20 protein-coding genes are annotated in these 26,095 nt (G+C 47.1%); 12 read left to right on the top strand and 8 right to left on the bottom strand.

Annotated features, from left to right (window positions below):
• The first annotated feature begins 50 nt into the window (after window positions 1-50).
• On the top strand, window positions 51-1,118 hold the full coding sequence (locus tag FGL37_RS01735; protein ID WP_028070023.1) for a PA0069 family radical SAM protein: 1,068 nt from the start codon (window positions 51-53) through the stop codon (window positions 1,116-1,118).
• 86 nt (window positions 1,119-1,204) lie between these two features.
• Here the strand turns inward: FGL37_RS01735 and FGL37_RS01730 are convergent, their stop codons facing one another.
• The 4 genes from FGL37_RS01730 to FGL37_RS01715 all read right to left on the bottom strand — a co-directional run bounded on the left by FGL37_RS01730 (window position 1,205) and on the right by FGL37_RS01715 (window position 5,582).
• Window positions 1,205-2,635 carry an amino acid permease gene (locus FGL37_RS01730; protein ID WP_028070024.1) on the bottom strand — a complete coding sequence of 477 codons (1,431 nt, stop codon included), beginning with the start codon at window positions 2,633-2,635 and terminating at the stop codon, window positions 1,205-1,207.
• A gap of 394 nt (window positions 2,636-3,029) precedes the next feature.
• Window positions 3,030-3,194 carry a FeoB-associated Cys-rich membrane protein gene (locus FGL37_RS01725; protein ID WP_081817871.1) on the bottom strand — a complete coding sequence of 55 codons (165 nt, stop codon included), beginning with the start codon at window positions 3,192-3,194 and terminating at the stop codon, window positions 3,030-3,032.
• 46 nt (window positions 3,195-3,240) lie between these two features.
• The gene (gene feoB, locus FGL37_RS01720; RefSeq protein WP_028070025.1) at window positions 3,241-5,343 is read right to left on the bottom strand and encodes a ferrous iron transport protein B; all 2,103 of its coding nucleotides are present in this window, start codon (window positions 5,341-5,343) and stop codon (window positions 3,241-3,243) included.
• Window positions 5,343-5,582 (bottom strand): FeoA family protein, encoded by a 240-nt coding sequence (locus FGL37_RS01715; RefSeq protein ID WP_028070026.1) that lies wholly within the window; start codon window positions 5,580-5,582, stop codon window positions 5,343-5,345. The genes feoB and FGL37_RS01715 overlap by 1 nt, the downstream gene beginning before the upstream one ends.
• Window positions 5,583-5,713: 131 nt before the next feature.
• On the opposite strand from FGL37_RS01715, the gene FGL37_RS01710 reads away from it, so the two are divergent.
• Window positions 5,714-6,163, top strand: coding sequence for a MarR family winged helix-turn-helix transcriptional regulator (locus tag FGL37_RS01710; protein WP_028070027.1), 450 nt, complete (start codon window positions 5,714-5,716; stop codon window positions 6,161-6,163).
• Here FGL37_RS01710 and FGL37_RS01705 read toward each other — a convergent pair whose 3' ends face one another.
• The gene (locus FGL37_RS01705) at window positions 6,164-6,997 is read right to left on the bottom strand and encodes a ZIP family metal transporter (protein WP_028070028.1); all 834 of its coding nucleotides are present in this window, start codon (window positions 6,995-6,997) and stop codon (window positions 6,164-6,166) included.
• Complete coding sequence (locus FGL37_RS01700) at window positions 6,997-7,578, bottom strand: phosphatase PAP2 family protein (RefSeq protein ID WP_028070029.1); 582 nt, start codon at window positions 7,576-7,578, stop codon at window positions 6,997-6,999. Before FGL37_RS01700 ends, FGL37_RS01705 begins: the two co-directional genes overlap by 1 nt.
• 200 nt (window positions 7,579-7,778) lie before the next feature.
• Here FGL37_RS01700 and glmM point away from each other — a divergent pair, with 200 nt between their 5' ends.
• On the top strand, window positions 7,779-9,161 hold the full coding sequence (gene glmM / locus FGL37_RS01695) for a phosphoglucosamine mutase (protein ID WP_028070030.1): 1,383 nt from the start codon (window positions 7,779-7,781) through the stop codon (window positions 9,159-9,161).
• 76 nt (window positions 9,162-9,237) lie between these two features.
• Window positions 9,238-11,313, top strand: coding sequence for a Na+/H+ antiporter (locus FGL37_RS01690; protein WP_081817872.1), 2,076 nt, complete (start codon window positions 9,238-9,240; stop codon window positions 11,311-11,313).
• A 20-nt stretch (window positions 11,314-11,333) separates the two neighbouring features.
• On the opposite strand, the gene FGL37_RS01685 is transcribed toward FGL37_RS01690, so the two are convergent.
• The gene (locus tag FGL37_RS01685) at window positions 11,334-12,356 is read right to left on the bottom strand and encodes a WD40/YVTN/BNR-like repeat-containing protein (RefSeq protein WP_028070032.1); all 1,023 of its coding nucleotides are present in this window, start codon (window positions 12,354-12,356) and stop codon (window positions 11,334-11,336) included.
• A gap of 61 nt (window positions 12,357-12,417) precedes the next feature.
• Window positions 12,418-13,443 carry a LacI family DNA-binding transcriptional regulator gene (locus FGL37_RS01680; RefSeq protein WP_028070033.1) on the bottom strand — a complete coding sequence of 342 codons (1,026 nt, stop codon included), beginning with the start codon at window positions 13,441-13,443 and terminating at the stop codon, window positions 12,418-12,420.
• A 120-nt stretch (window positions 13,444-13,563) separates the two neighbouring features.
• Between FGL37_RS01680 and FGL37_RS01675 the strand changes: the two genes are divergently transcribed.
• The 8 genes from FGL37_RS01675 (at window position 13,564) to FGL37_RS01640 (ending at window position 26,093) form a co-directional block, all read left to right on the top strand.
• Complete coding sequence (locus tag FGL37_RS01675) at window positions 13,564-15,048, top strand: xylulokinase (protein ID WP_028070034.1); 1,485 nt, start codon at window positions 13,564-13,566, stop codon at window positions 15,046-15,048.
• A gap of 1 nt (window position 15,049) precedes the next feature.
• Window positions 15,050-16,378, top strand: coding sequence for a xylose isomerase (gene xylA / locus FGL37_RS01670; RefSeq protein WP_028070035.1), 1,329 nt, complete (start codon window positions 15,050-15,052; stop codon window positions 16,376-16,378).
• A gap of 52 nt (window positions 16,379-16,430) precedes the next feature.
• Window positions 16,431-18,107, top strand: coding sequence for a sodium/sugar symporter (locus FGL37_RS01665; RefSeq protein ID WP_028070036.1), 1,677 nt, complete (start codon window positions 16,431-16,433; stop codon window positions 18,105-18,107).
• Between the two features lie 202 nt (window positions 18,108-18,309).
• Window positions 18,310-20,262, top strand: coding sequence for a gamma-glutamyltransferase family protein (locus tag FGL37_RS01660; RefSeq protein WP_028070037.1), 1,953 nt, complete (start codon window positions 18,310-18,312; stop codon window positions 20,260-20,262).
• Window positions 20,263-20,350: 88 nt separating this feature from the next.
• Window positions 20,351-20,953 (top strand): 2'-5' RNA ligase family protein, encoded by a 603-nt coding sequence (locus FGL37_RS01655; protein WP_028070038.1) that lies wholly within the window; start codon window positions 20,351-20,353, stop codon window positions 20,951-20,953.
• Window positions 20,954-21,037: 84 nt separating this feature from the next.
• Complete coding sequence (locus FGL37_RS01650; protein ID WP_028070039.1) at window positions 21,038-22,915, top strand: Nramp family divalent metal transporter; 1,878 nt, start codon at window positions 21,038-21,040, stop codon at window positions 22,913-22,915.
• Between the two features lie 120 nt (window positions 22,916-23,035).
• On the top strand, window positions 23,036-24,946 hold the full coding sequence (locus FGL37_RS01645) for an amidophosphoribosyltransferase (protein WP_028070040.1): 1,911 nt from the start codon (window positions 23,036-23,038) through the stop codon (window positions 24,944-24,946).
• 91 nt (window positions 24,947-25,037) lie between these two features.
• Window positions 25,038-26,093 (top strand): alpha/beta hydrolase, encoded by a 1,056-nt coding sequence (locus tag FGL37_RS01640; protein WP_028070041.1) that lies wholly within the window; start codon window positions 25,038-25,040, stop codon window positions 26,091-26,093.
• Window positions 26,094-26,095 lie beyond the last annotated feature (2 nt).

Raw genomic sequence — 26,095 nt, 5'->3', positions numbered from 1 at the left:
AATGACATTTTTTTTGGGGAAATTACTAAAATTATTAGTAATTTTAATCCATGAATCCATCAGAATCATATTTTAAGGGGCGGGGGGCACAGGTCAATCCCAATAACAAATTTTTTTCCAGTCAATATGTACAGGAGCATATAGAAGGGCTTGATGAGGAATTTCTGGGGACAGAGAAAACGCAGTTTATAGCTACACATCCCAAATCGATCATATCAAAGTCCAATAGTCCGGATTTGCGTTTTGAACGTTCGATTAATCCTTACCAAGGCTGTGAACATGGCTGCATCTATTGTTATGCGCGCAATTCACATGAATACTGGGGATTCAGTGCGGGACTTGATTTTGAGCGGAAAATTCTGGTCAAGCACAACGCTGCCCAGCTGCTCGAGCATGAATTCCGGAAGCGGAGCTATCAGCCGGACCTGATCATGCTTTCGGGAAATACTGATTGTTATCAGCCCATCGAACGTAAACTGGGAATCACGCGCTCTATTTTGGAACTTATGGTCAAGTATAGGCATCCTGTTTCCATCATCAGTAAGAATGTGTTGATGCGGAGAGATTTTGATCTGCTAGCGGAGCTTGCAGCACTCAACCTGGTGTCGGTGGCGGTTACGATCAATTCACTGCGAGAGGAAGTGCGGCAAAAAATGGAGCCCAGGACCGCAACGGCAGCTGCCCGTCTCAAGCTGATCGAGGGATTGACGCGGATAGGTGTGCCCGTGATGCTGATGATGGCGCCGATCGTTCCGGGTATCAATAGTGACGAGATTGCAGAATTAATCCGCTCAGCAGCAGATGCGGGGGCGGTGACAGCCTCTTATACCATCGTCCGGCTCAATGGACAGATCGGTGATATTTTTAAGGACTGGCTTTATCAGAATTATCCTGACCGTGCAGAAAAAGTCCTGCATTGGATTGAGGCCTGCCACGGCGGCAAGATCAATGACAGTGATTTTGGCCGGCGTATAAGGGGAGACGGCAATATGGCTGAAAGTCTGCAGCGGCTGTTTAAACTGTCGGTCCAAAAGTATATGAACGGCAGGTGTCTGCCGGCATTAAGACGGGAGCTCTTTAGTCTGCCAGATGCTGGCACCCAACTGGGGCTGTTTTAGCCCCTTGGTTTGCCAGCTGGACGGCACAAGGCAGGTAGTCTAACTCGATATTAACAGCTCTGCCGCTGCTAATCTGGTCTCCCTAGTTATTGCTTCCCCTTTGTATTTTTGATTGCGATATAGCTGATATACAATAACAGTAACCAGACCGGAATCAGTTCAACAGGCAGCTTCATGCCGGTAATCCACATGATGCCAAGGACTGCAAGCAGAAAAATCAGACAGATATAGTTGCTCCATGGATACAGAAATGAAGGGAATTTGGTGTGCTCTTCTGTCTGCTGTTTGTTCTTTCTAAAATAAAGGTGAGTAACGGAAATCATCAGCCAGTTGATAATGAGCGAGGAGACGACAAGTGACATCAGTATTTCCAATGCATTTTTAGGAGCAACATAATTGATGAACACACAGATGGCGGCGAATAGCGCCGAAACCAAAATAGCATGGGTAGGTGCATGGTTTTTGTTGAGTCTGGAGAGGAATTTTGGTGCATTGCCTTGCTCAGCCAGGCCATAGAGCATCCGGCTATTGCTATAGACGCTGCTGTTGTAAACCGACAGTGCGGCTGTCAGCACAATGAGATTGAGTGCGTTGGCGATAATTTTTGTGAAATAGAAGGTATTGCCGAACAAGCTGAATTCAAAACCCTTAAGTTTATCGAATACCAGCACAAAAGGACTGGTGTCAGGGGTGATATTCGTCCAGGGAGTTAATGAAAACAAGATGACCAATGCACCAACATAGAAGATCAGGATGCGGTAGATTACCTGATTGGTTGCTTTGGGAATATTTTTTTCGGGATGTTCAGCTTCTGCTGCAGTGATGCCGACCAATTCAAGCCCACCGAAAGAAAACATAATCAGTGCAATCGCGGCCAGCAGTCCTTCATAACTTCCGTCCGGGGCCCGGTTAAACCAGCCCTTGGGAAAAAAGCCGCCATGGGCCGTGAGATTGTTAAGGCTCGCCTGTTCGCCACCTGTACCACTGATCAACAGGTAAGCTCCAAAAACAATCATTGCGATAATGGCAACAACCTTGATGATGGAAAACCAGAATTCAGTTTCACCATAAATTTTTACGGAGGCGAGGTTGAGGGCGTTGATTGCAAAGAAGAAAAACAAGCTTGATCCCCATAACGGGATCTCTGGCCACCAGAACTGCACATATACACCGATGGCGGTCAGTTCTGCCATGCTGACCAAAATATAGAGTACCCAATAATTCCAGCCCGAAGCGTAGCCGGCAAAGGGCCCCCAGTACTTATTGGCGAAATAACTGAAGCTGCCCGAGACAGGTTCCTGAACCACCATTTCGCCAAGCTGCCGCATAATAAAGAAAGCGATTATTCCTGCGAATGCATAGCCGAGGATCACGGCCGGCCCCGCTAACGTGGCGGCCTTTCCAATACCCAGGAAGAGTCCTGTGCCAATGGCTCCGCCTAATGCGATGAGCTGAATATGTCTATTTTGCAGTCCTCTCCTTAATTGTTTTGAGTTTTTATTATGCTGTTTCTCCATCTGTATGGTTAATACGGTTACCGTTTCTATCCCTGGACATTGAGCTCCATCGTATGCCGATCGCTTATCTGATTATATCATATGTGCGTGGATGCTACAAATGAACTGCTGTACCAAGCCATAAAGTTACTAAAACCCTTAATATTTTACGTACGTTGTCCGTCCTTTTTGCGGTGGATGAGATTATTGCTTCGTATTCTTTCAAAAAAAGGGATCACTGAACTTGCTTTGCCGCATTTGCTGACGATGAGGGATAATTTCAAAATTGTACTAAATAAAAAACCGCCTCATCATTATTTATGAGACGGTCTCTTTGTTGTAGTAGCTAGTGTGATTTTTGGCCACTCTAACCAAAAACGAAATATTGTTTGCAAATGATACATTTAGAGATAAATTAATTTGCTTTTTGGGTTTTTTCCGGGGTAGAGCAGCTGCATCCACAGCCCTTGGAACAGCCGGATTTACCTTTGAGTGATTTCTGGATATTCCTAACGACATACCATACGGCCACCAACACCAAAATTCCAACGATGAGATATTGTACTGTTAAATTATCCATGGGAGTTTATTTTTATATTATCATTTTTATCCGTGTTCTGATAAGGTTATTTCAATAGCTGATAAGCTACTAAAGCACTGAAATAAGCCAGTCCCGTCATAAAGCCTACCTGAATTAACGTCCATTTCCAGGAGCCAGTTTCCCTTTTTACCGCTGCTATGGTACTCATGCATTGCATCGCAAAAGCGTAGAAAAGCAGCAGTGATATTCCAGAAGCAAAATTATAGGCCGGTAAGCCTGTGTTGCGGTTGATCTCGTTCCGCATTTTACTGAGCACTGTCGTTTTGGTTGCTTCATCTTCAATATCAACTTCATCGCCAAGGCTGTATACTGTTGCCATGGTGCCGACAAACACTTCGCGTGCTGCAAAGGAGGATATCAGACCGATACCCATTTTCCAGTCATAACCCAACGGCTCGACAACAGGTTCAATAGCCATGCCAAGATAGCCTAAGAAAGAATGCTCGAGGCGGTAGGACGATACTTCATGGTCGAGGTCCTCGTCGGAAAGATTCGGATTGTTTTGCTTGACATACTCTTCGGCTTTGCTGAATTTGTCATTTGGCCCGAAGCTGCCCAGTGCCCAGAGTATCACTGAGATGGCCAGGATAATCTTACCGGCGCCGAATACGAAACTGGAGGCTTTTTCCCATACGTTCAACGCTACGTTTTTCCAGTCGGGAGATTTATACGTCGGAAGTTCAAATATCAAAAAGGATTTGTGCTTTGATTTGATCACCTTTGTCAAAATGATTGCTGAAAGTAAAGCTGCAAAAATACCTAATAGGTACATGGCGAACAGGACCATTCCCTGCAGCTGGAATCCGGCAAATTTTGTGTCGGGGATGACCAGGCCGATCAATACGATATAGATCGGCAGGCGCGCCGAACAGGTCATGAAAGGTGTCACCAGGATAGTTACAAGCCTTTCCTTTGTGTTTTCGATATTGCGAGCCGACATCACTGCAGGTACGGCACAGGCTACACCGGATATCAGCGGAATGACGGATTTGCCATTCAGTCCAAAAGGCCTGAGCCAGCGATCCATCAGGAATACCACGCGGCTCATATAGCCGGTCTCTTCCATAATGGAAATAAAAATATACAGAATGACGATCTGCGGTATAAAGATCACGATACCACCAATACCTTTGATAATACCGTTGCTCAGCAGGTCTGTGAGCGGACCGGCAGGAAGAGTGGTCTGTATATAGGCTGCCAGATCACCAAAGAGCCCATCGATAAAGTCCATTGCAGGGCCCGACCAGGTGTAGATGGCCTGAAAGATCAGGAATAGGATGCCAAAGAAGATCATATAGCCCAAAACGGGGTGCAACAAGATGCTGTCAATACTGCTGGTCTTGTTCTTGTTTGCCGTGTCATCCTTCCTATAAATTTCGGACAGGCTGCTGTCCAGGGATTTACTTCGTGAGATTGCTTCTTCCTTTTGCAGCTTCTGGGCCTGTAGCGCATATTTGTCGCGGATGCGCTGAATAGCATCATTCTTTTCTTTGGAGAGAAAAGAAACTTCGCCCTTGGCGAGATACTGCCAGGTATGGTATTCCGTGTCAAGCGGAAATAGTCGTTTTGTTTCTTCCAGTGCCTCATTGGCGGCTGCAGGCAGGCTAAAATTGCTGATATACATCGGTGGCACAGCGTCGAAATTCTTGATCAGCTGATCAATACCCTGCCCTGTACGGGCATTGGTTTCATAAACCTTGGTGTTCAGCAGCTGTTCGAGCTTCGGGATATCGATGTGTATTCCTTTTTCTTTGGCTTCATCAATCATGTTGATCACGAAGATCGCCGGAAGGCCAAGTTCGCGCGCCTGCTGATAGAGGATAATAGACCGTTTCAGGTTGGTCGGTTCAGAGACAACAACAACTAGGTTGGGCCTAAAGCTGTTGCCTTTGTTGACCAAGGTGTTGAAGACTACTTCTTCGTCCATAGAGCTCGGGAAGAGCGTATACGTACCCGGAAGGTCAATAATGCGGTATATCTTGTTGTTGGCTTTGACTTGGCCTTCACGCTTTTCGACCGTGATGCCGGGATAATTCCCTACTTTCTGATTTAATTTTGTAATCCGGTTAAAAAGAGAGGTTTTACCCACATTTGGATTACCCAAAAGTGCAATAATCGGGTTATTCATTATTTCTGATCGATAAGGATGACTTTAGCTTCTGATCTGCGGATTGCAATCAAGGCGTTATTAGCAATAATATTTAAACATATGGGACCGTTCATTGGAGCGATATGTTTCACTTCAACTTCAGTACCGGGTATAAAACCCAGCTCGAAAAATTTAGCTGGAATATCGTGCGAATCAAAATCAATAATCACCGCTTTTTCCCCTTTTTTTAGCCTGTCTAAGCTATTTCTGTTACGCATCTGCCTGTTTTTTGATATGCTTCAAATATACAGCTTTTTCCGTCATTTAGAATGATTCTAATGTCATAGTTATGTATTTAGCGCAAAAAACAGCTATATTTACGACTAAAAATGATTAATTATCAACCAAAATGAAGATTGAGGACGAAATCAAGGCAAGTAAATTCAGCAATGAATGGCATCGTTGTACGGTCAATATTTTATATACGTACAACTGGATCAACAATGAACTGGAACAGCGGGCGGCAAAGGAGGGTATTACGCTGAAGCAGTTCAATGTACTGCGTATTCTCCGGGGTCAATATCCTAAGCCAGCCACCAATAACCTCATCAAATCAAGAATGCTGAGCACCACGCCCGATATTTCACGTATGATTGACCGAATGGTCAGCAAGGGACTTGTCTCCCGCTGTCAGTCGGGTGGCGACAAGCGGGCTGTGGACCTGGTCATTACGGATAAAGGCCTGAAGATACTGGAGAATCTCGAAGAACCCATGTTGATGCAGGATATCCTTCCTGGCCGGATCACTGCTGCGGAAGCGTTGCAGCTCAGCGAACTGCTCGATAAGCTGAGAGGCTAGTTAATGCACATGATCATGATGTTCGTGCCCGTCATGACCATCGTGATCATGATGCTCCTGATGTTCCTGATGGTCATGTGCATGGTCGTGACCGCCAAAAGCAAAACTCGCCAGTGCAATAGCCACCCCGGCAATGACGGCAATCATCTTCTTTTTATTGAACTTATGATGATCGATAGAGCCCGATTCGAACAATATTGTAGTGGATATATGTAAAAATATACCGATTACCACAGCCATGATCTTGTCGAAGTACTGTTGGATGTCGCCTACCTCGCCTGCACTGATAGCCTTACTCAATAAAAAGCCGAAAGGTGTCATTGCAGCAAACAAGGCCAGCGTGATGATAATGGTATTTCTTTTGAGGTGAGTACTGATCAGGATGCTTCCCAGCGCAAAAGCTGCGGGGATATGGTGTACGGAAATGCCCAGCGCCAGCTCGGTCTGATGTGTTGCGGCCAAGGGCATTCCTTCGAGGAATGCATGTAGACATAGGCTGAACATGATCCCGATCGGAAAACTGTGGCTATGCTGATGGCCATGTTCATCGGCGGTATGGATATGGCCGTGTTCGATCCCCTGAGAGAACTGTTCGAGAAAAAGCTGAAACAAAAATCCGGCTAGTACATAGATACCCAATACCTCGGGTGAGGTATTGTTGGATTGATAGACATGCGGGATCAGGTGCAATACTGTGATGGAGAACAAGTAGGCCCCACTAAAGGAAAGAATCAATTTCAAAAAATTGGTACCTTTTTTCTGTACGAAAAATACCGCTATCCCACTTGCAAATGCAGGTACGAATAAAATTAAAATCAATAAGATTGAATTCATTATGCTTGTTCAGTTTTAAAAAAGCTTGGTACAAAACGTTTGAACAGATAGCCTGTTGCCAGTCCGACCAGTATACCCAGGGCAGATCCACAGAGTATGTCAAACGGATAGTGCACGCCAACATAGATCTGGGACACCGAAATGAGGGCTGCCCACACGATACAGAGCCAGAGCACATGCTTCCATCTTCTGCGGAACAGAACGATCCAGAAGAATGCCAGCGAAAAATGATTGGCTGCATGTGAGGAAGTAAAGCTAAATCCCGAGCCGCAGCGTACGCGGATATTCACGTTTTCTTTAAACTCCACATCATTGCAGGGCCTGATCCGTTTCACGGTCTTCTTGATCAGATGGGATGAAATACCGTCAGAAATGCCAAACGTAATTAACGTCATCGCCACAATTAGAATACCTGTTTTTCCATAAGTCTTAATGAAAAAAATGATCAGAAAGAGATACAGCGGAGCCCAGGTATATGGGTTGCGCAGGATAGGCAATAACCAGTCAAATACGGGATTGCTCAAGCCTTGATTAATGGCCAGAAAAATTTCCTGATCGATGTGTACTAATTGTTGAATCATAAATGCTGCTGATTACAATGAAATTCCCAAACTTTTAAAACTCGCTTTTCAAAAGTAAAAATAATTTCATTGCAAACGATTGTTTCTTTCAAAAACAACTTTGTTGCAACAAAGATACGGTAAATATTCAATATTTATCATTTTAATTCGATATTTTATTGCCATAATGCTAAATTTACACGTTAATCAATTCGAAGAAAATGACTTTAATTAAATCAATATCTGGGATACGGGGTACGATAGGTGGTCGTGCAGGAGAAGGACTGACTCCGATAGACATTGTTAAATTTACAGCTGCATATGGAAAGATCATCGTGCAGCAAAGCGGTATCAAGAAGATCGTGGTCGGCCGGGATGCACGTGTATCTGGCGAAATGGTCAGCAATCTGGTGATCGGCACATTGCAGAGCATCGGAGTTGATGTCATTGATCTGGGCCTGTCCACTACGCCTACAGTTGAAATTGCTGTGCCCATGGAGCAGGCGGCAGGGGGGATTATCCTAACGGCTTCGCATAATCCCGGCCAGTGGAATGCCCTCAAGCTTCTGAATGCGAAAGGTGAGTTTATATCAGATGCAGAAGGCAAAGAAGTGCTGGCGCTGGGCGAGTCGCTGGATTTTGATTTTTCAGCTGTTGAGCAACTTGGACAAGTGCATAAAGATTATTCGTATTTGCAAAAACACGTAGATGCCGTATTGGCACTGGAATACGTCGATAAAGAGGCGGTAAAAGCTGCTAATTTCAAAATAGCATTAGATGCGGTAAATAGTACGGGCGGCACGTTCATCCCCGCCTTGCTTGACGCTCTAGGTGTACAGACCGTTTATAAAATCCATTGCGAGCCCAATGGTCAGTTTCCGCATAACCCCGAACCTTTAAAGGAACATCTGACCGATTTATCGGCGGCGGTGCTGGAAAACAAAGCTGATCTGGGAATTGCCGTTGATCCGGATGTGGACAGATTGGTGTTTATGATGGAAGACGGTGAGCTCTTTGGCGAAGAGTACACGCTGGTGGCAGTAGCAGATTATCTGTTGCAGCATAAAAAAGGAAATACAGTGTCCAATTTATCTTCTACACGTGCACTGCGCGATGTAACAAGGGCGCACGGGGGCGAGTATTATGCTGCTGCTGTCGGAGAAGTAAATGTGGTTACCAAAATGAAAGAAGTGGATGCTGTCATCGGTGGTGAAGGCAACGGGGGAGTGATCTATCCTGCCTCACACTATGGCCGTGATGCGCTGGTGGGTGTGGCAATTTTCCTGACTCATCTGGCCAAATTGGGTAAGAAAGCCTCTGAATACAGGGCGTCTTTGCCACAATATTTCATGTCCAAGAATAAAATTACGTTGACTCCGGACCTGGATATTGACAACCTTCTTGCCAAAATGCAGGAGAAATACAAGCATGAGCAGCATAGCACCATTGACGGTCTGAAAATTGATTTTGAAGAGGAATGGGTGCATCTCCGTAAATCGAATACTGAACCGATTATCCGGATTTATTCTGAAGGACCGACTCCGGAAGCGGCCGAACAGATTGCACAGAAGATCATTGCTGAGATCGAAGAGATCATTAAATAAGGACAAAAAGCTGCTACATTGCAGCTTTTTGTTTTATGGAAGGTATTTTCACAAACGATAAATGGCGTAATAATTTATGATTAAAAAGATCGGGATAACGATTCATTGTTTTTTGAGTTTATTTCTTTTTGCACTTCCGCTTGCTGCGCAGCAGCCTGCCGATGAGGTCAATACGACGTTGGACGCCTGGCATAAAACAGCGGGGGAAGTCAAATTCGGACCATTTGTTCAGTCTCTGTCGGCTGACGCTGTTATTTTGGGGACCGACAGGCAGGACCGTTGGGATAAGGAGCATAGTGCGGCCTTTTCCAGCCAATACTTCGACCCCAAGCAGGCCTGGACCTATACCTACGAGCGTAGACATCTCTATTTTAACAAGGACAGTACCACTGCCTGGTTTGACGAAACGTTCAAGATAAATACCAAGTTTTTTCGCGGTACCGGTGTGCTGAGCAAAGCCGACAGTGCCTGGACAATCCGGCAGTACAACCTATCCATGCTGGCTCCTTATCAGGAGGTGAAAGCCGCTGTTGGCGGAAAGCTGGGGCAGCAGGTTCACAACAACCTGCTGCTGGTTATGGTGTTATTTTTCTTTATGGCGATGCTGTTTGTCCTGAGCCAGCGGCTGAAAATTTCCTATCCGATCTTGCTGGTCATTGGTGGCTTGGGAGTTTCTTTGATACCCGGAGCACCGGTCATCAGTATTGATCCTGACATTGTATTTTTGGTATTTTTGCCACCCTTACTGTTTGAGGCAGCTTGGTATACCAACTGGGACAATTTCCTGAAATGGCGTCGTTCGATTTTTATTATGGGTTTTGGGCTGGTGTTTTTCACTTCCCTGGCTATCGCTTATTTCTCGGTGAGTATTATCCCCGGCTTTACGCTAGCTTTGGGCTTTTTGCTTGGCGGCATTATTTCACCACCCGATGCGGTGGCCGCGAGCTCGGTACTGAAAGGTGTAAACATGCCTAAACGGGGTATCACCATATTGGAAGGGGAAAGCCTGGTCAATGATGCAGCTTCGCTGACGGTCTTTCGATTTGCTTCCATAGCTATTCTTACTGGCCAATTTGCCATGGGGACGGCGACAACACAGTTTCTGGTACTCTCGATTATGGGGGTGGTGGTCGGCCTGGTCATCGGTCATATCCTCTATTTCTTTTTGCGTTATGTAGCCAAGTCTTCAAGTATAACGACACCGATCACGCTTATTGCGCCCTATCTGATGTATATTGTCGCGGAGCATTTTGAATGGTCGGGCGTGCTGGCGGTCGTGAGCGGAGGGCTGTTTCTGTCATTCAGGGCCGGAGACTACCTGAACTATCATACTCGTATCCAGACTACAGAGGTCTGGGAGACCGTCGGTTTCCTGCTCAACGGCTTTGTATTTATTTTGATCGGACTCGAGCTTCCAGTTATCATTGACGGTCTGGGCGAATACTCGATGGAGGAAGCGATTGATTATGCACTGGCCATCTGCGTAATTGTTATTGTACTGCGTCTGGTGGCGGTTTACCTGTCTGCCTTTGTCCCACGGATGCTTTCGGGACGAGTTCGGCGGAGAGAAAAAAGCCCCGGCTGGAAACTGCCGCTAATCGTCGGCTGGGCAGGTATGCGGGGAGTAGTTTCGCTGGCATCTGCGCTGGCCATACCGTTGACGTTGTACGATGGAACAGCATTTCCGCACCGCAATCTGATCCTATTCATTACTTTTGTCGTCATTCTTGTGACGTTGGTATTTCAGGGACTTACCCTGCCGCTGCTGATCCGGCTGATCAAAATAGATGAAGTGGACGAGCAGGTGCCGGCGGAAGAGCAGATGGATGAAATCCGGGTCAAACTCGGGAAGGAGTCCATTGCTTACCTGGATAAGCATTATGCCAAGGAGATGATGGAATACGAAACCATTGCCCGGGTGAAAGAGCAGATCATTCGCAGTGTCAATGCATCCGAACGTGCCAAAGAAGAAGATACACGGGCACAGCTTTCGGCAGTTCGGGGATTATATATTAAAATTATGCTCGAACTGCTGGCATTACGTCGTGAAGGGCTGGCGAGGATGAAGTCGACCAAGGCCTACGATAGCGAGGTGATCAAGGAGCTCGAATATTCCCTGGATCTCGAAGAGTCGCGTCTCTCGCGGCGATAAAACAGAAAAGCGGAGCCTGCTTATGGATGCAGCTTCGCTATTTTTCCCTTATCTCCCGCGAGGAAAACAGCTTTGCCTTTTTTAGCGCGTTGTACGACGTTATAACTTTCGTCCGATATAGGCTGCCATGACCGGCCGCTGTCCGCCGAGAGGTCTGTTCCCGAGGTACCCGTACAGATCAGCTGCTTTGCGGAGCTATAAATGACAGACGATTTGTAGCCCAAAGGAGGCTGCTGCGGGGCAGTCCAGCTTTTTCCACCGTCTGTGCTGAGGAAGCAGGCTTTCTCGTTTTTTTGGGCAGCAGTATAATCTCCGCCAACGACGATGCCTGTTTTGGGCGAACGGAATGCAATGGAGAATGGGCCCGTGCTGTTCTGGCCCTGCAGGATCGGGCAGGCGTAGCGTTGCCAGGTATCCCCCTGATCGAGGCTATGATAGATGTGTGAGACTGTCCCGCCTGTAGCGATCCAGAAATGTCCCTTTTCGTTGCAGAAGATGGAAGTGCCGCTCGCGGCGAAGCCCGCTTCGCCGCGAGCGATGGCAAAGGTTAAATTGTCGGAAATATCTTCCCAGGTTTTGCCAAAATCGACAGTTCGCAATAAGGGCATCCTACCGTCGATGGCATCTCCAAAGGCGATGCCCAGTCCCTTTGTGGTGAATGCAAAGCCATCATAAAAAATTTCAGGCCGCGTATCTTTAAAAACTTCCTGCCATGTACGCCCACCATCGGCCGTACGTAATACCAGCGCCGGCGAACCTGCAGAGATAATCAGGGCCGTATTTTCATCAAAAGCTTCAATATCCCTGAAATCTATTTTTTCATAACCGATGGGATTGATCCATTGCCAATTCCTTCCGGCATCGGTGCTCAGGCCTACCGTGCCTTTGCTGCCGCTTACCCAGAGCGTTTGGTCGTCGACAACACTCAGTCCGCGGTAACTGCTGCTACGTTCCTGATTGAGCAGCTGTATGCTGTGTTTTTGGGCCAGTAGGCTGCTTGTCAGTGCCATTTGGATTCCTAAGAATAGCAGGAGTGTTTTCATGTCTTCCGTATTGAATGTTCAGTAATCTGTTGAGTTTAAAGCTGCGGCAGGTATGGCGGGGTTATGACTGCTGATTTCTCGCAGTTGATTCCCTTTTGACCAAAATGGGATTCAGTACCACCTGCTCAATTGCTGCATAGGGGTCTTTTTGTTTCACCATCTTTAGGAAAAGCTTAGCACATTCTTCCCCCATTTTATTGGCCTGCTGATCGATGCTGGAAAGTGTAGGGGTGATGAAGGATGAAAACCTCTGGTTTGCAAATCCAATGACGCCCGTTGCCGGAATATTGATCTGCTGGGCTTTAAGTGCCTGCATGATACCAACGGCCGTAAAATCATCACCGCCGATAATTGCATCCGGTTTGATAGGCGACTGCAACAGTTGCCCGGTCCCCTTGATACCCGCTTCGATGGATAGATTACCGCGGACGATCAGGCTTTCATGTCGTGGTATACCTGCGTCTTGCAGTGCCGCTTCAAATCCCCGGACCCGATCTTTAAAAATGGTGATCTCCTTATTGGTTGTTATAAAGCCGATATTGCGGTAGCCTTGGTCGATCAGATGTCTGGTCGCGAGATACCCCGCCTCGAAATCATCGAGTTTGACAACAGGGGCCTGGATATCCTGATGAGTACGGTCAAAGATAATCAGGCACTTACCCTGTCTGATGACTTCCTGAAAATGCGCTGTCTGCTGGGTCTCCAGCGAAAGAGACGCGATAATGCCATCCACTTGTGCTTCCAACAGGGTTTTGACACCGTTGACCTCGTCGGCATAAGACTCGTTTGACTGATACAGCAGAAGGCTGTACCGATGTTTCTTGAGTTCTTTTTCGATACTGTGAACCGCCTCCGCAAAAAAATGGATCTGCATGGTAGGCACGATGACACCAATGGTATTGGACTTGCCTGAAGATAGGGAAGATGCAATTTTATTGACACTGTAATTCAGTTCTTTCGCTTTCTTCAATACCAGCTGTCTTGTCGCCTCACTAATGGTAGGTACATTATTCAGTGCACGGGAGACGGTAGATACCGTAATGCCAAGCTCTCGTGCGATGTCATATATGGTCGTTTTTTTATTCACGCTCCAAAATAAATAATTTTTATTTAATTTTTGGAAATTTCAGAAACATCTCCTACTTTTATGCAACCGGTTGCAATAACGTCGCCGTTTTTAAAATTTATAACCAGTTAAGAAATTACCATGTATTTGTTAGGTATAGACGTCGGTACATCTTCGGTCAAGGTCTCCATAGTAGAGGCATCATCCCAGCGCAAAGTCTGTTCGGTGCAATATCCTGAAACCGAAGCGCCGATTATTTCACTGCAGCCCAATTGGGCCGAGCAGGATCCCCTGGATTGGTGGGCCTATTTTAAGCAGGCGCTTTGGAAGGCGAATGCATCAGGATTGTATGACCCTAAAGTTATTACGGCTATTGGAATTGCTTACCAAATGCACGGACTTGTCGTTGTGGACAAGCAGCAGCGGCCCTTGCGTAATGCCATCATCTGGTGTGACAGTAGAGCTGTGGGATTGGGGAATGCCGCTTTTGATGCTTTGGGAAAAACGTTCAATCTGCAGCATCATCTCAATTCTCCGGGCAATTTTACCGCCTCCAAATTAGCTTGGGTCAAAGCCAACGAGCCCGCTATTTATGAACAGATTGATAAGATCATGTTGCCGGGCGACTTTATCGCGATGAAATTGTCGGGTAGCATCAGCAGTTCGATCTCCGGACTTTCGGAAGGGATATTTTGGGACTTTGAACAGAATAGCCTGTCCACGTCGCTGATGGACTATTACGGTTTCGATAAGCAGATTATTCCCGAAATCAGACCCGTATTTTCGGAGCATGGTACCATTAGCAAAGCTGTAGCGGCCGAACTGGGCCTTTCGGACTCAGTGACCATTAATTATAAAGCTGGCGACCAGCCCAATAATGCGCTGTCGCTGAATGTGCTGCAGCCCGGCGAAGTCGCGGCCACGGCCGGAACCTCCGGGGTGATATACGGTGTTAGCGATCAGCTGATTGCTGATCCCGAATCACGCGTCAATACCTTTGCCCACGTCAATTACAGTGCTGATGAGATCCGTACCGGTATGCTGCTTTGCATCAACGGGACCGGCATCATGAACAGCTGGGGCAAAAAACTGTTCGGGAAGGAGCTTTCCTATGACCAGATCAATGCACTGGCAGCCACATCGCCGGTCGGCAGCAAAGGGGTACAGGTCATACCTTTTGGTAACGGCGCCGAACGCATGCTGCATAACCAGCTGGTCGGAGCGTCGATCGCTTCCATAGATCTCAACAGACATGACACAAGCGACATCTTGCGTGCCATACAGGAAGGAATTGCCTTTGCCTTCCGCTACGGTCTGGATATTATGCGCGAAAACGGCTTTTATCCTGAGGTGATCCGCGCCGGAAATACAAACCTTTTTCTGAGTGAAGTATTCCGGAAGTCATTTGTGGGCGCCACTGGCGTGCCGGTCGAAATCTTTGATCACGATGGCAGCGTCGGCGCTGCTCTAGGTGCAGGGATAGGAAGCGGCTATTACAGCGATGCAAAAGATGCCTTTCATTCACTAAAACCGGTGTACACTGTTGAACCACAGCAGGTCGATGTCTATGAAACGTATTATCAGCAATGGAAAGAATTATTGAACACAAAAATCAATTTAAAATAAGATGAATATAATTAAAGGACAAAAAGAATTTTTCAAGGGAATTGAACAGATTCAGTTCGAAGGCAGAGACAGCAAGAATCCGCTGGCCTTTCGGTATTATAATCCCAAGCAGATCGTTGCGGGGAAAACCATGGAAGAGTATTTTAAGTTTGCCTGTTCTTATTGGCATTCCTTCAATGGAGACGGTTCGGATCCATTTGGTGGCCGTACGCATGTGTTCCCCTGGGATGCGAGCAGCGACGTGCTGACACGGGCCAAAGATAAAATGGATGCAGCATTTGAATTCATCACTAAGATGAATATACCTTACTACTGTTTTCATGATGTGGATCTGATCGATTATACAGACGATGTCTTAGAGAACGAAAAAAGACTGGCGGCCATAGTGGATTATGCGAAAGAAAAGCAGCAGGCCAGCGGGGTGAAACTCCTCTGGGGAACTGCCAATCTGTTTAGTCACCGCCGTTACATGAACGGTGCAGCAACCAATCCGGACTTTCAGGTACTGACCCATGGTGCTGCACAGGTGAAAGCGGCCTTGGACGCGACCATTGCTCTTGGTGGAGAGAACTACGTGTTTTGGGGTGGAAGGGAAGGTTATATGAGCCTGCTCAATACCAATATGAAGCGCGAACAGGAACACCTTGCCAAATTCTTACACCTTGCTAAAGATTATGCTCGTAAAAATGGATTTAAAGGCACCTTCTTCATTGAGCCCAAACCTTGTGAGCCGACCAAGCATCAATATGACTACGACGCTGCTACGGTGTTAGGCTTCCTACGCCAATACGATCTACTGGAAGATTTCAAGCTGAATCTGGAAGTGAACCACGCGACATTGGCGGGCCATACCTTCCAGCACGAACTGCAGGTGGCTGTAGATGCCGGAAAATTGGGTTCTATCGATGCTAACCGTGGCGATTACCAAAACGGCTGGGACACAGACCAGTTTCCAAACGATATCAATGAACTGACAGAGTCGATGTTGATTATCCTAGAAGGTGGTGGCTTCCAGGGTGGTGGTGTCAACTTTGATGCAAAGATTCGTCGTAACTCAACCGATCCTCAAGATCTATTTTATGCGCATATTGGTGGTATGGATATCTTCGCACGTGCGCTGCTGACTGCTGAGCGTATCCTGGAAGACTCCGAATACCGTAAAATCCGGGCCGAACGCTACGCTTCCTTTGATCAGGGATCTGGTGCCTCATTTGAATCTGGTGCACTGACTCTGGAGCAATTGAGAGACCTGGCAGTGGAACTCGGTGAGCCGCAGCCGGTCAGCGGTAAGCAGGAGTATTTAGAAAATTTGATCAATAGATATATATAGTTATTCAAAATATTTCTATATTAGGCGATCAAATTAAACCAATTACCAGTACATGAATAATTATTTAAGCACAAAAGATTACATCGTTTTCCTGATATACTTCGTTATTGTTGCAGGTTATGGATTATGGGTGTATTACCGTAAAAAGTCGGAATCGGTCGGTTCCAAAGACTATTTTTTGGCCGAGGGTTCCTTGACTTGGTGGGCGATCGGCGCTTCTTTGATCGCATCCAATATTTCGGCCGAGCAGTTTATCGGCATGAGCGGATCAGGTTTTAAAATGGGGTTAGCCATTGCGACTTATGAATGGATGGCTGCTATTACCCTGATCGTGGTTGCAGTCTTCTTTATTCCGGTCTATCTGAAGAATAAAATCTTTACGATGCCCCAGTTCCTGCACAAACGGTATAACGGCACTGTAGCCATGATTATGGCCGTCTTCTGGCTGCTGCTTTATGTGGTGGTCAATTTGACTTCCATTCTCTATCTTGGAGCAATTGCTGTCAGCAGTATCTCAGGCATCAGTCTCGACGCCTGTATGTACGCGATTGCCATCTTTGCAGTGGTCATTACACTGGGCGGAATGAAAGTAATCGGTTATACGGATATTATTCAGGTGTTTTTCCTGGTATTGGGCGGTCTCGCAACGACCTATCTCGCGCTGAACCTGGTATCTGAGCATTATGGTGGATCAGGGATATTACAAGGCTATCATTTGATGACAGAAAAAGCCTCGGATCATTTCCATATGATTCTGGATCGCAAAAACGAGAATTACCTGGATCTTCCGGGATTAACCGTGCTGATCGGTGGAATGTGGATTGTGAACCTCAACTACTGGGGCTGTAATCAATATATTACACAACGGGCACTGGGAGCTGATCTAAAGACTGCCCGCAACGGGATTCTGTTTGCTGCATTCTTAAAGCTGCTGATGCCTATTATTGTGGTACTTCCGGGTATTGCGGCCTATGTAATGTGGAAAGATGGCTTGTTCCAGAATGAGATGATGCAGCATGGTGAGGTCAATCCGGACCATGCTTATCCAGTATTGCTGAACCTGTTGCCGGCAGGTCTTAAAGGACTTTCCTTTGCGGCACTGACGGCTGCGGTGGTGGCTTCGCTCGCCGGTAAAGCCAATAGTATTGCTACGATCTTTTCCCTTGACATCTATAAAAAGGTATTCAATACGGAGGCTTCCGACAAGAAGCTCGTCAATATCGGTAAGCTTACGGTCGTCGTGGCCATGATTTTGGCGGTGATTATTGCTCCACATTTAGGTATCGACAAAAAAGGTGGATTTCAATATATTCAGGAGTATACCGGATTTGTTTCACCGGGTATATTTGCGATGTTTATCCTGGGCTTCTTCTGGAAGAAAACAACCTCCAATGCAGCTCTCTTTGCAACGATCGGCGGATTTATCCTGTCGATCATCTTCAAAAAGCTGCCGGACTGGGCCGATCTTTCCTTCCTGGCGTCTACAGGGTTTTCGGTGCCAAATCCGGCTACCGGGATCTATGAGATTCCATTTTTGGACCGTATGGGCTTCGTCTTTGCCATCTGTATCGTCGGTATGATCATTATCAGTCTGCTGGACAACAAGCGTGGCGTTGTGCCTGAAGGTTTGGAAGTCGATACAACGATGTTTAAGCCACATAAAGCATTTTTAATCGGTACATTAATCGTCGCTCTGCTGGTGACAGCGCTGTACTCCATTTACTGGTAATCCGATTCTTTTATCAAATGTATAATGAGCTCCGTTCCGCAAGGGTCGGAGCTCTTTTTTTGTATCCTGCCTTGGTTTCTGTTCATGTTGCTTTGAAAAAGCAGAGCTGTGAAAAATGAAAAAATTCTTATCTTGTTCTGGTAGATACGTTCAGGGTATACCGGTGCCGGACGCTGGACCTGGGATTAACATAAGATTGACGATGAAAAGACAACAGCCGTTTGTATTAGCCGCCCTAATCGGGCTGGCAGCTGTATCTGTTCCGGGACTGGGCCGGGCACAGCGTACCCAAAAGCCCCCTTTGCATGGCAGACATTGGATGGCAATCACGGGCAAGCCGTTGGCTGCGACCGCCGGGGCGCAGCTATTTCAGCAAGGCGGCAATGCAGTGGATGCCGCTTGTGCGATGCTGGCGGCAACCTGCACCATGTGGGATGTATTGAGCTGGGGTGGCGAGACCCAGGCGTTGATCTATCATCCAAAGCTAAAGAAAGTCATTGCGATCAATGCCCTGGGAGTTGCGCCCAGCGGTGCAACAGTAGACTTCTTTCGCTCCAAAGGTTACGAATTCCCCCCCGAATATGGACCCCTTGCTGCGGTGACGCCGGGGACTCCCGGCGGATTGTGTCATATGCTCGCCCATTACGGCACCAAAAGCCTCGCCGAAGTGCTGGCCCCAGCGATGCAAATGGCGGCAGGCTATCCCATTGATGCACAGACGGCCAATAGTATAGAGCGTGGAAAAGCGCGGATCAAGCAATGGCCTTACAGCAGGAAGGTGTTTTTGGTGCATGTAGGACAGGAGCGTGAGGCGCCCGAAGCAGGAGAGATCTTTGTGCAGCAAGATCTGCTTGAGACCCTGACAAAGCTGGTGGAGGCAGAGAAACAGGCACTTGCAGCTGGGAAAGACCGAAAAGCGGCCATCATGGCTGCCTATGACCGGTTTTACAGGGGGGACATCGCCGATGAATTTGTTCGCGGAAGCACGGAACAGGGAGGGCTGATCACCAAGGAAGATTTAGCGAACTGGAAACCTTTGGAAGAAGAGCCGCTGCATGTCAATTATAAGGGAATCGATGTCTATAAATTGCAGGAATGGACTCAGGGGCCGGCGTTGCTCCAAAGCCTGCAGTTGCTCAAAAATTTTGATCTGAAGGCTATGGGGTATAATTCAGCGGCATATATCCATACCTTATACCAGGTGATGAACCTGGCCTTTGCCGACCGGGACTTCTATTATGGTGATCCGTATTTCCAGCCCCGCACACCGATCCGTGGTCTGCTGAGCGAGTCTTATGCGAAGTCCAGGGCCGCCTTGATCGATCCCCGGCGGAATAGTCCCCAGGTGCTGCCAGGTGACCCCTATCCGTATGAGGGCCGCAAGAACCCCTACACGGCTTTATTGCAGCAGCGAAGTGAACGTTATGCTCCGAAAACGGAGCTGAATAACGATTTTGTCCCGAAACACGACGCGAGCGTCCTATCACCTGCATCTGCAGCACAGACCGCCATCTGGGCTTCATCTGCGAGCGATAGTGTGTATATGGACCGCCTCATGCGCGGTACGACGAGCGTGGAAGCTGCTGATGCCGAGGGCTGGGTAGTATCCATCACACCCAGTGGAGGCTGGCTGCCGGCCTGTATCGCCGGCAATACAGGTGTGGGCATGAGCCAGCGCCTGCAGAGCTTTGTGCTCGATTCGCTGATCAACCCCTTCAATGTCGTCATGCCGGGCAAGCGACCGAGAGTGACACTGACACCGTCCCTGGCGCTAAAGGATGGCGAACCATTTCTGTCCTTTGCCGTGCAGGGGGGCGATACCCAGGATCAAAACCTCCTGCAGTTCTTTTTAAATATGGTTGAATTCGGGATGACCGCCCAAGAGGCCAGCGAGGCAGCCAATATCAACAGCAACCAGTTGTGGCTGTCCCTGGGCGGAACAAAACTCGATGACCGAAAGCCCCGTTCTGGCAGTTTGCTTCTGGACAAAGGTACAGCCAAAGAAGTGATTGAGCAGCTCCAAACCATGGGCTATAGCATACAGCTTGGCGAACGGACCAGCGGCCCGATCAATGCGATTTACTTTGACCGCAAACACGGTACATTCTGGGGCGGCAGCAGCAACAATGGTGAGGATTATGGCATTGGCTGGTAAATATGCTTTCATTGGAAGTTGACATCTCCATTTTGTTATCTTCTGCGGATTTGGTATCTTACGTACTGATCAAAGGAGATGGCATGTTATGGAAGTTACTATCAGTAAATATTCGTTTGTCTTCCAGCCTGACGAAGTGGGGATGGCCTTGGTCGATGACCTCAAGCAGCGTTTGCGACAGGCACTGGCCGAGCGCTTCCCGGATAAAACGAAAGGTTGGTACCACAGCTGCAATTCCAGGGCACACGTGACGATTTGTGCCTTTGAGGGGGATGAGAAAAAACTTGCTGCCGCTACTTTGGCTTTGCAGGAGGCTTTAGCGTATGAACGCAGTCAATACGTTTATTTTGATCATTTTTCTTCCTTCCCCACCGGTGCTTATTATATTGCGCCCACTGTGCATGCGCGGAGTTACTTAAAGGACCGTGCGCGTAAGGTGGTGCAGACGCTGGCAGCATTTGATCTGATCGAAGTCAGCGACGAACCCCATATTTCTATCGGCCGCCGCCTGGAGACCGGGCAGCTGGAGCTTGCAAAAGCCGTATTACGCGCAGTGGACCTGAGCTTTATGTGCAAGGGCGTGCATGTCCGGCGTTACAATCCGGACATGAAGCAGTATGAGGGGCTCGACTTTATCGGATTCGGCAATCAGTCAAAGGAAAATTCGGGTCAGCTTTCATTTAAATTCTAATTATATGGCTGTTTAATTGTCTAATAATGTAAAGCTTTTTATCTTTATGCCTAGCAATAGAACATATTGTCCTTACAGTTAGCTATGCATCACGACGATTCCCATCATAAATCATTATCCGATATCCACGAAAGCGTGGATGTCAATAAAGGAAAAACCAAATTTAAAAAGATATTGAGTTTCTTCGGTCCGGCCTACCTGATCAGTGTGGGATATATGGATCCGGGCAACTGGGCAACAGACCTTGCAGGCGGTAGCCAGTTTGGATATACGCTGATCTGGGTGTTGTTGATGAGCAATATTATGGCACTGTTGCTGCAGAATCTCTGCGCGCGTCTGGGGATTGTACGTGGAAAGGATCTGGCCCAGTGCAACCGGGAGACTTATCCCAAGCGCATGAACTTTATCCTGTATGTGCTGGCCGAGATCGCGATTGCTGCCTGTGACCTTGCTGAAGTATTGGGGATGGCAATCGGTCTCAATTTGCTTTTTGGTATCGACCTGCTCTGGGGGGTACTGATCAGTTTTGCAGATACCTTTCTATTGCTATATCTGCAAAAGCTGGGGATGCGTAAGATGGAGCTTTTTATTATCGGGCTCATATCGCTGATAGGCATGTGTTTTTTGGTCGAAATGTTTTTGGCAAAACCGGATTTTGCTGAAGTGGCCACCGGATTTATTCCCAGCATCCCGAATAGCGCGGCGCTCTACATTGCCATTGGTATTATCGGTGCGACGGTGATGCCCCACAATCTGTACCTGCATTCGGCACTGGTTCAGACCCGTAAGATTGACCGGAATGAGGTTTCGATCCGGAAATCATTAAAATACAATTTCTGGGATAGTGCCATCGCTTTGAATCTCGCGTTCTTTGTGAACGCAGCCATTTTGATATTGGCTGCATCGGTATTCCATAAAAACGGTATGCATGATGTCGCTGAGCTGGAAGATGCTTACCATCTGCTGGGCAACCTTTTAGGAACGGAGTGGGCTTCCAAGTTATTTGCTGTGGCGCTGATCCTGGCTGGGCAGAGCTCGACAGTGACCGGTACCCTTGCTGGGCAGATCGTGATGGAGGGCTATCTGCGGCTGCGGATCAGTCCGACCTTGCGCCGGATCATTACCAGGCTGCTTGCGATTGTACCCGCTGTATTGGTGATTCTGATCTCCGGAGAGGGCCGTGTGGGACAGCTGCTGATCTTTAGTCAGGTCGTGCTCAGTATGCAACTGGCCTTTGCCGTCATTCCACTGATCCACTTTGTCAGTGATAAAGTCAAGATGGGCGATTTTGCCATTAAACCGGTGACGAAGGTCTTTGCCTGGCTGATTGCGGCAGTCATTGCCGTTCTGAATTTTAAATTGGTATACGATGAGGTCGTGGGCTGGATCGCCGAGGCAAACAATCCGATTGTGACCGTACTGTTGGTTGTTGGTGCCGTGGGCTTATTCTTGCTGTTGGTCATGACCGTTCTATATCCTATCCTGCGCAAATCAAAACCGACAGAGCTGGAGGTGCATCCGCCGTTTGAGGCGCTGCATTTCGAAGACAAGGGATCGTTCAAAAAGGTCGTCATAGCGCTGGATTATTCTAGCTCCGATCAGAAAGTCATTCAGTACGCCTTACAGCTATCGCATGCCGACACCACCTTTGTTGTGGTTCATATCGTAGAGAGTGCCTCGGTCAAATATACGGGCGAATCGACAGATGATTTCGAATCCCGTCAGGATCTGGAGCGGCTCAAGCTCTATGCCGACTTCCTACTTTCGAAAGGGCATCAGACCGAATATGAGCTGGGGTATAACAACCGGATCAAAAGCATTGCCGAGGTGTGTGAAAAGTACGGTGCAGATCTGCTGGTCGTAGGTAGCCACGGCCATACCGGTGTGAAGGACTTTGTTTTTGGGGAGACGGTCAACAAGTTGCGCCATGCAGTAAAGATTCCGGTATTTATTGCGCAATAGGATGTCGTGTGCTATCTGAAAGAGTCACTGTCTATTCACTGTAATATTATTGCTGAAAAAGTGCGGCGCCGGATCGGTATGTTCTAAATAATTCTTATTTTTGCGTCATCAAATCAAGATATGAGCGACGCTATTAAACACGAGTGCGGAATCGCACTAATTCGCCTGTTAAAACCCTTATCTTATTATCAGGAAAAATATGGTACGCCATTCTATGGCATCAACAAATTGTACCTATTAATGGAGAAGCAGCACAACCGTGGACAAGACGGGGCTGGGATTGCAACCATTAAGTTTGATGTTAAACCTGGAAATCGTTACATTTCACGTTACAGAGCCATGGGTTCATCTGCTGTGGCAGACATCTTCGAATATGTGCAGAAGAAATTTGCTTCTGTGCAGAAGGCTTTTCCAGAAGAGTCAAAGGATACCCAATGGTTAAAGGATAATGTTAGTTTTACCGGTGAAGTACTATTAGGACATTTGCGCTATGGAACGCACGGCAAGAACAGTATTGAAAGCTGCCACCCCTTTTTGAGACAGAACAACTGGATGTCCCGTAATCTGGTTGTAGCGGGCAACTTTAACATGACCAACGTAGATGAGCTGTTGCAACAGCTGTATGAGCTTGGGCAGCACCCGAAAGAAAAAGCCGATACCGTTACGGTGCTGGAAAAAATCGGCCACTTTCTCGACGATGAAAACCAGGAGCTTTTTGACCAGTTCAAAAAAGAGGGCTACTCAAATATTGAGATCAGCTCGTTGATAGCCAAAAATATTGATGTTGCCAAGATTTTAAAGCGTTCGGCGAAGACTTGGGACGGCGGTTATACGATCGCCGGTATCTTTGGTCACGGGGATGCCTTTGTGATGCGTGATCCTGCAGGAATCCGTCCGGCATTCTACTATCAGGATGAGGAAATTCTCGTTGTGGCCTCCGAAAGGCCTGTGATTCAGACAGCTTTTAATGTACCTATCGGTGCGGTAAAAGAAATCAAGCCCGGACATGCACTGATTGCGAAGAAAGATGGTACAGTGACTGAGGAGATGTTCAGACAACCTGTCGAACAACGTTCCTGTTCGTTTGAGCGTATCTATTTTTCCCGTGGATCGGATGCGGATATCTACAAAGAACGTAAAGAACTGGGCCGCCTGCTCGTGCCGCAGGTACTGGAGTCAGTAAACAATAATATCAAAAATACCGTATTCTCCTTTATTCCTAACACGGCCGAAGTGTCGTATTACGGCTTGATGGACGGTATCAATACCTATGTCAGGGATTTTCAAAAAGAAACCTTGCTAAACCGTTCGGATAAAATTTCGGATGCCGAGCTGAATGAGATTTTGAGCATCAAACCGCGTTTTGAAAAACTCAATGTGAAAGACGCCAAGTTGCGTACATTCATCACTCAGGATGCAGACCGTACGGATATGGTGCAGCACGTCTATGATACCACTTATGGTATCGTGAAGGATCACGAAGATACGATTGTCGCCATCGACGATTCGATCGTGCGGGGGACAACCCTCAAGCAGAGTATCCTAACGATTTTGGACCGTCTGAATCCTAAAAAGATTGTGATTGTCTCGTCGGCACCACAAATCCGTTATCCGGACTGCTACGGTATTGATATGTCACGGATGGGTGAATTCGTTGCCTTTGAGGCCGCGATCAATCTGTTGAAACAGCGCGGTATGGCACACGTCATTGATGAGGTTTATCAAAAATGTGTACAGTCTATGCTGCAGGATGTAAATGAAATTGAGAACTATGTAAAGGCCATCTATGCACCGTTTACCGATGAGGAAATTTCTGAAGAGATCGCCCGTATTGTGAGACCTCACCATCTGAAAGCCGAATTGCAAGTTGTGTACCAGACCCTTGACAATCTACATAAAGCCTGTCCTGCGCATAAAGGGGATTGGTATTTCTCCGGAGATTACCCGACGCCGGGAGGTAATAAGGTGGTCAACAAGGCGTATATGAACTGGATAGAAGGTAAAAATGTACGCGCGTACTTCAGCAATTAGGTACAAAAAAAATCAAGATAGGGGATGCATTTATGCATCCCTTTTTTTATATATTCGTAATGCGGATCATATTCCCTAAATAACTGATTGCATGAGAGGACCTTTTTTCTATGTTATTTTTCTTTTTGTACTGGCTTCCTGCGGCATCACGCACAATGTGCCCAAAGGTCCTTACCCCAATTCCTTTGACAAACCCAACATCGTCAATTCCTTTGTAGACCAAAACGGTAATTTCTATCCCGACAATTGGCGTAAAACTTATGGCGAGCCCCCAAAAAGTGGGGATATCAATGCCTATTCACTGATGAAGATTGCTACGGAAAAAGGCATTGAAAAGCAATTGAAGAGCTTTGAGAAAACGCGCATGTTGGCGGTGAGCAGCAAAGTTAAGTCCAAGGATCGGGTCTTTATTTTTGTACATGGGTTCAATGCCCCTTCGGATGAGGTTAACGAGAGTTATGAGTATATGCGCAAGTTGATCAAGCTCAATCCGACCAAGGATGAGGTGATCAAGTTTTACTGGGACGGACTGCATACCACAAATCCCTTCAGTGGTGCGAAAGTATGGTTTTCCGCCACCTCGTTCAGCCAGATGGCGGGTGAGTTTGGATTACGGAATCTGCTGAACAGCATCCATAATAAAAAGATTATCCTGATTTCGCACAGCCGTGGTGCATCCGTTGTCCTGAGCGCGCTGAGCAGCGCAACCTTTAGCGAGAGTTTTGCCAAAGGAACATTGGAAAACCACAATGTGGATGTCAGTGATGTGAAAAAACTTGCTGAAAACGGTAACGATATTACCTGTATCATGCTTGCACCAGCCATAGGTATTGATGATTTTAAGATAAAGGATATCGTCAGTGGAACCGATTCATTTTGTACTTTAAGCAAGCAGGTCAAGAAAATTCATATTACTGTCAACAATACGGACGTGATGTTAAAGAAATTTGTCGGTTTTCTGTCCAATAAGCTGAAGGCCACCGATCTCGGGTATAAAGTGGATGTATGCAATGAGCTGATGAAGCATTATCCCATCATTAAGTATACGGATTTTACAGGCATGAAAAGTCACAATTTTAACAAATACATCCGGAATCCCAAGTTTAAAAGTCTATTAAAAGCAGAGGGAATTGCTGTAAATCGTTAAGC

Source organism: Sphingobacterium thalpophilum (assembly GCF_901482695.1).
Lineage (GTDB): Bacteria > Bacteroidota > Bacteroidia > Sphingobacteriales > Sphingobacteriaceae > Sphingobacterium > Sphingobacterium thalpophilum.
This window is presented reverse-complemented; position numbering and strand designations above follow the sequence as displayed.

What these genes read in the sequence shown, in the direction of transcription:
- FGL37_RS01735 (WP_028070023.1), top strand. Translation starts at nt 51, where the DNA reads ATGAATCCATCAGAATCATATTTTAAGGGGCGGGGGGCACAGGTCAAT.
- FGL37_RS01730 (WP_028070024.1), bottom strand. Translation starts at nt 2,635, where the DNA reads ATGGAGAAACAGCATAATAAAAACTCAAAACAATTAAGGAGAGGACTG.
- FGL37_RS01725 (WP_081817871.1), bottom strand. Translation starts at nt 3,194, where the DNA reads ATGGATAATTTAACAGTACAATATCTCATCGTTGGAATTTTGGTGTTG.
- feoB (WP_028070025.1), bottom strand. Translation starts at nt 5,343, where the DNA reads ATGAATAACCCGATTATTGCACTTTTGGGTAATCCAAATGTGGGTAAA.
- FGL37_RS01715 (WP_028070026.1), bottom strand. Translation starts at nt 5,582, where the DNA reads ATGCGTAACAGAAATAGCTTAGACAGGCTAAAAAAAGGGGAAAAAGCG.
- FGL37_RS01710 (WP_028070027.1), top strand. Translation starts at nt 5,714, where the DNA reads ATGAAGATTGAGGACGAAATCAAGGCAAGTAAATTCAGCAATGAATGG.
- FGL37_RS01705 (WP_028070028.1), bottom strand. Translation starts at nt 6,997, where the DNA reads ATGAATTCAATCTTATTGATTTTAATTTTATTCGTACCTGCATTTGCA.
- FGL37_RS01700 (WP_028070029.1), bottom strand. Translation starts at nt 7,578, where the DNA reads ATGATTCAACAATTAGTACACATCGATCAGGAAATTTTTCTGGCCATT.
- glmM (WP_028070030.1), top strand. Translation starts at nt 7,779, where the DNA reads ATGACTTTAATTAAATCAATATCTGGGATACGGGGTACGATAGGTGGT.
- FGL37_RS01690 (WP_081817872.1), top strand. Translation starts at nt 9,238, where the DNA reads ATGATTAAAAAGATCGGGATAACGATTCATTGTTTTTTGAGTTTATTT.
- FGL37_RS01685 (WP_028070032.1), bottom strand. Translation starts at nt 12,356, where the DNA reads ATGAAAACACTCCTGCTATTCTTAGGAATCCAAATGGCACTGACAAGC.
- FGL37_RS01675 (WP_028070034.1), top strand. Translation starts at nt 13,564, where the DNA reads ATGTATTTGTTAGGTATAGACGTCGGTACATCTTCGGTCAAGGTCTCC.
- xylA (WP_028070035.1), top strand. Translation starts at nt 15,050, where the DNA reads ATGAATATAATTAAAGGACAAAAAGAATTTTTCAAGGGAATTGAACAG.
- FGL37_RS01665 (WP_028070036.1), top strand. Translation starts at nt 16,431, where the DNA reads ATGAATAATTATTTAAGCACAAAAGATTACATCGTTTTCCTGATATAC.
- FGL37_RS01660 (WP_028070037.1), top strand. Translation starts at nt 18,310, where the DNA reads ATGAAAAGACAACAGCCGTTTGTATTAGCCGCCCTAATCGGGCTGGCA.
- FGL37_RS01655 (WP_028070038.1), top strand. Translation starts at nt 20,351, where the DNA reads ATGGAAGTTACTATCAGTAAATATTCGTTTGTCTTCCAGCCTGACGAA.
- FGL37_RS01650 (WP_028070039.1), top strand. Translation starts at nt 21,038, where the DNA reads ATGCATCACGACGATTCCCATCATAAATCATTATCCGATATCCACGAA.
- FGL37_RS01645 (WP_028070040.1), top strand. Translation starts at nt 23,036, where the DNA reads ATGAGCGACGCTATTAAACACGAGTGCGGAATCGCACTAATTCGCCTG.
- FGL37_RS01640 (WP_028070041.1), top strand. Translation starts at nt 25,038, where the DNA reads ATGAGAGGACCTTTTTTCTATGTTATTTTTCTTTTTGTACTGGCTTCC.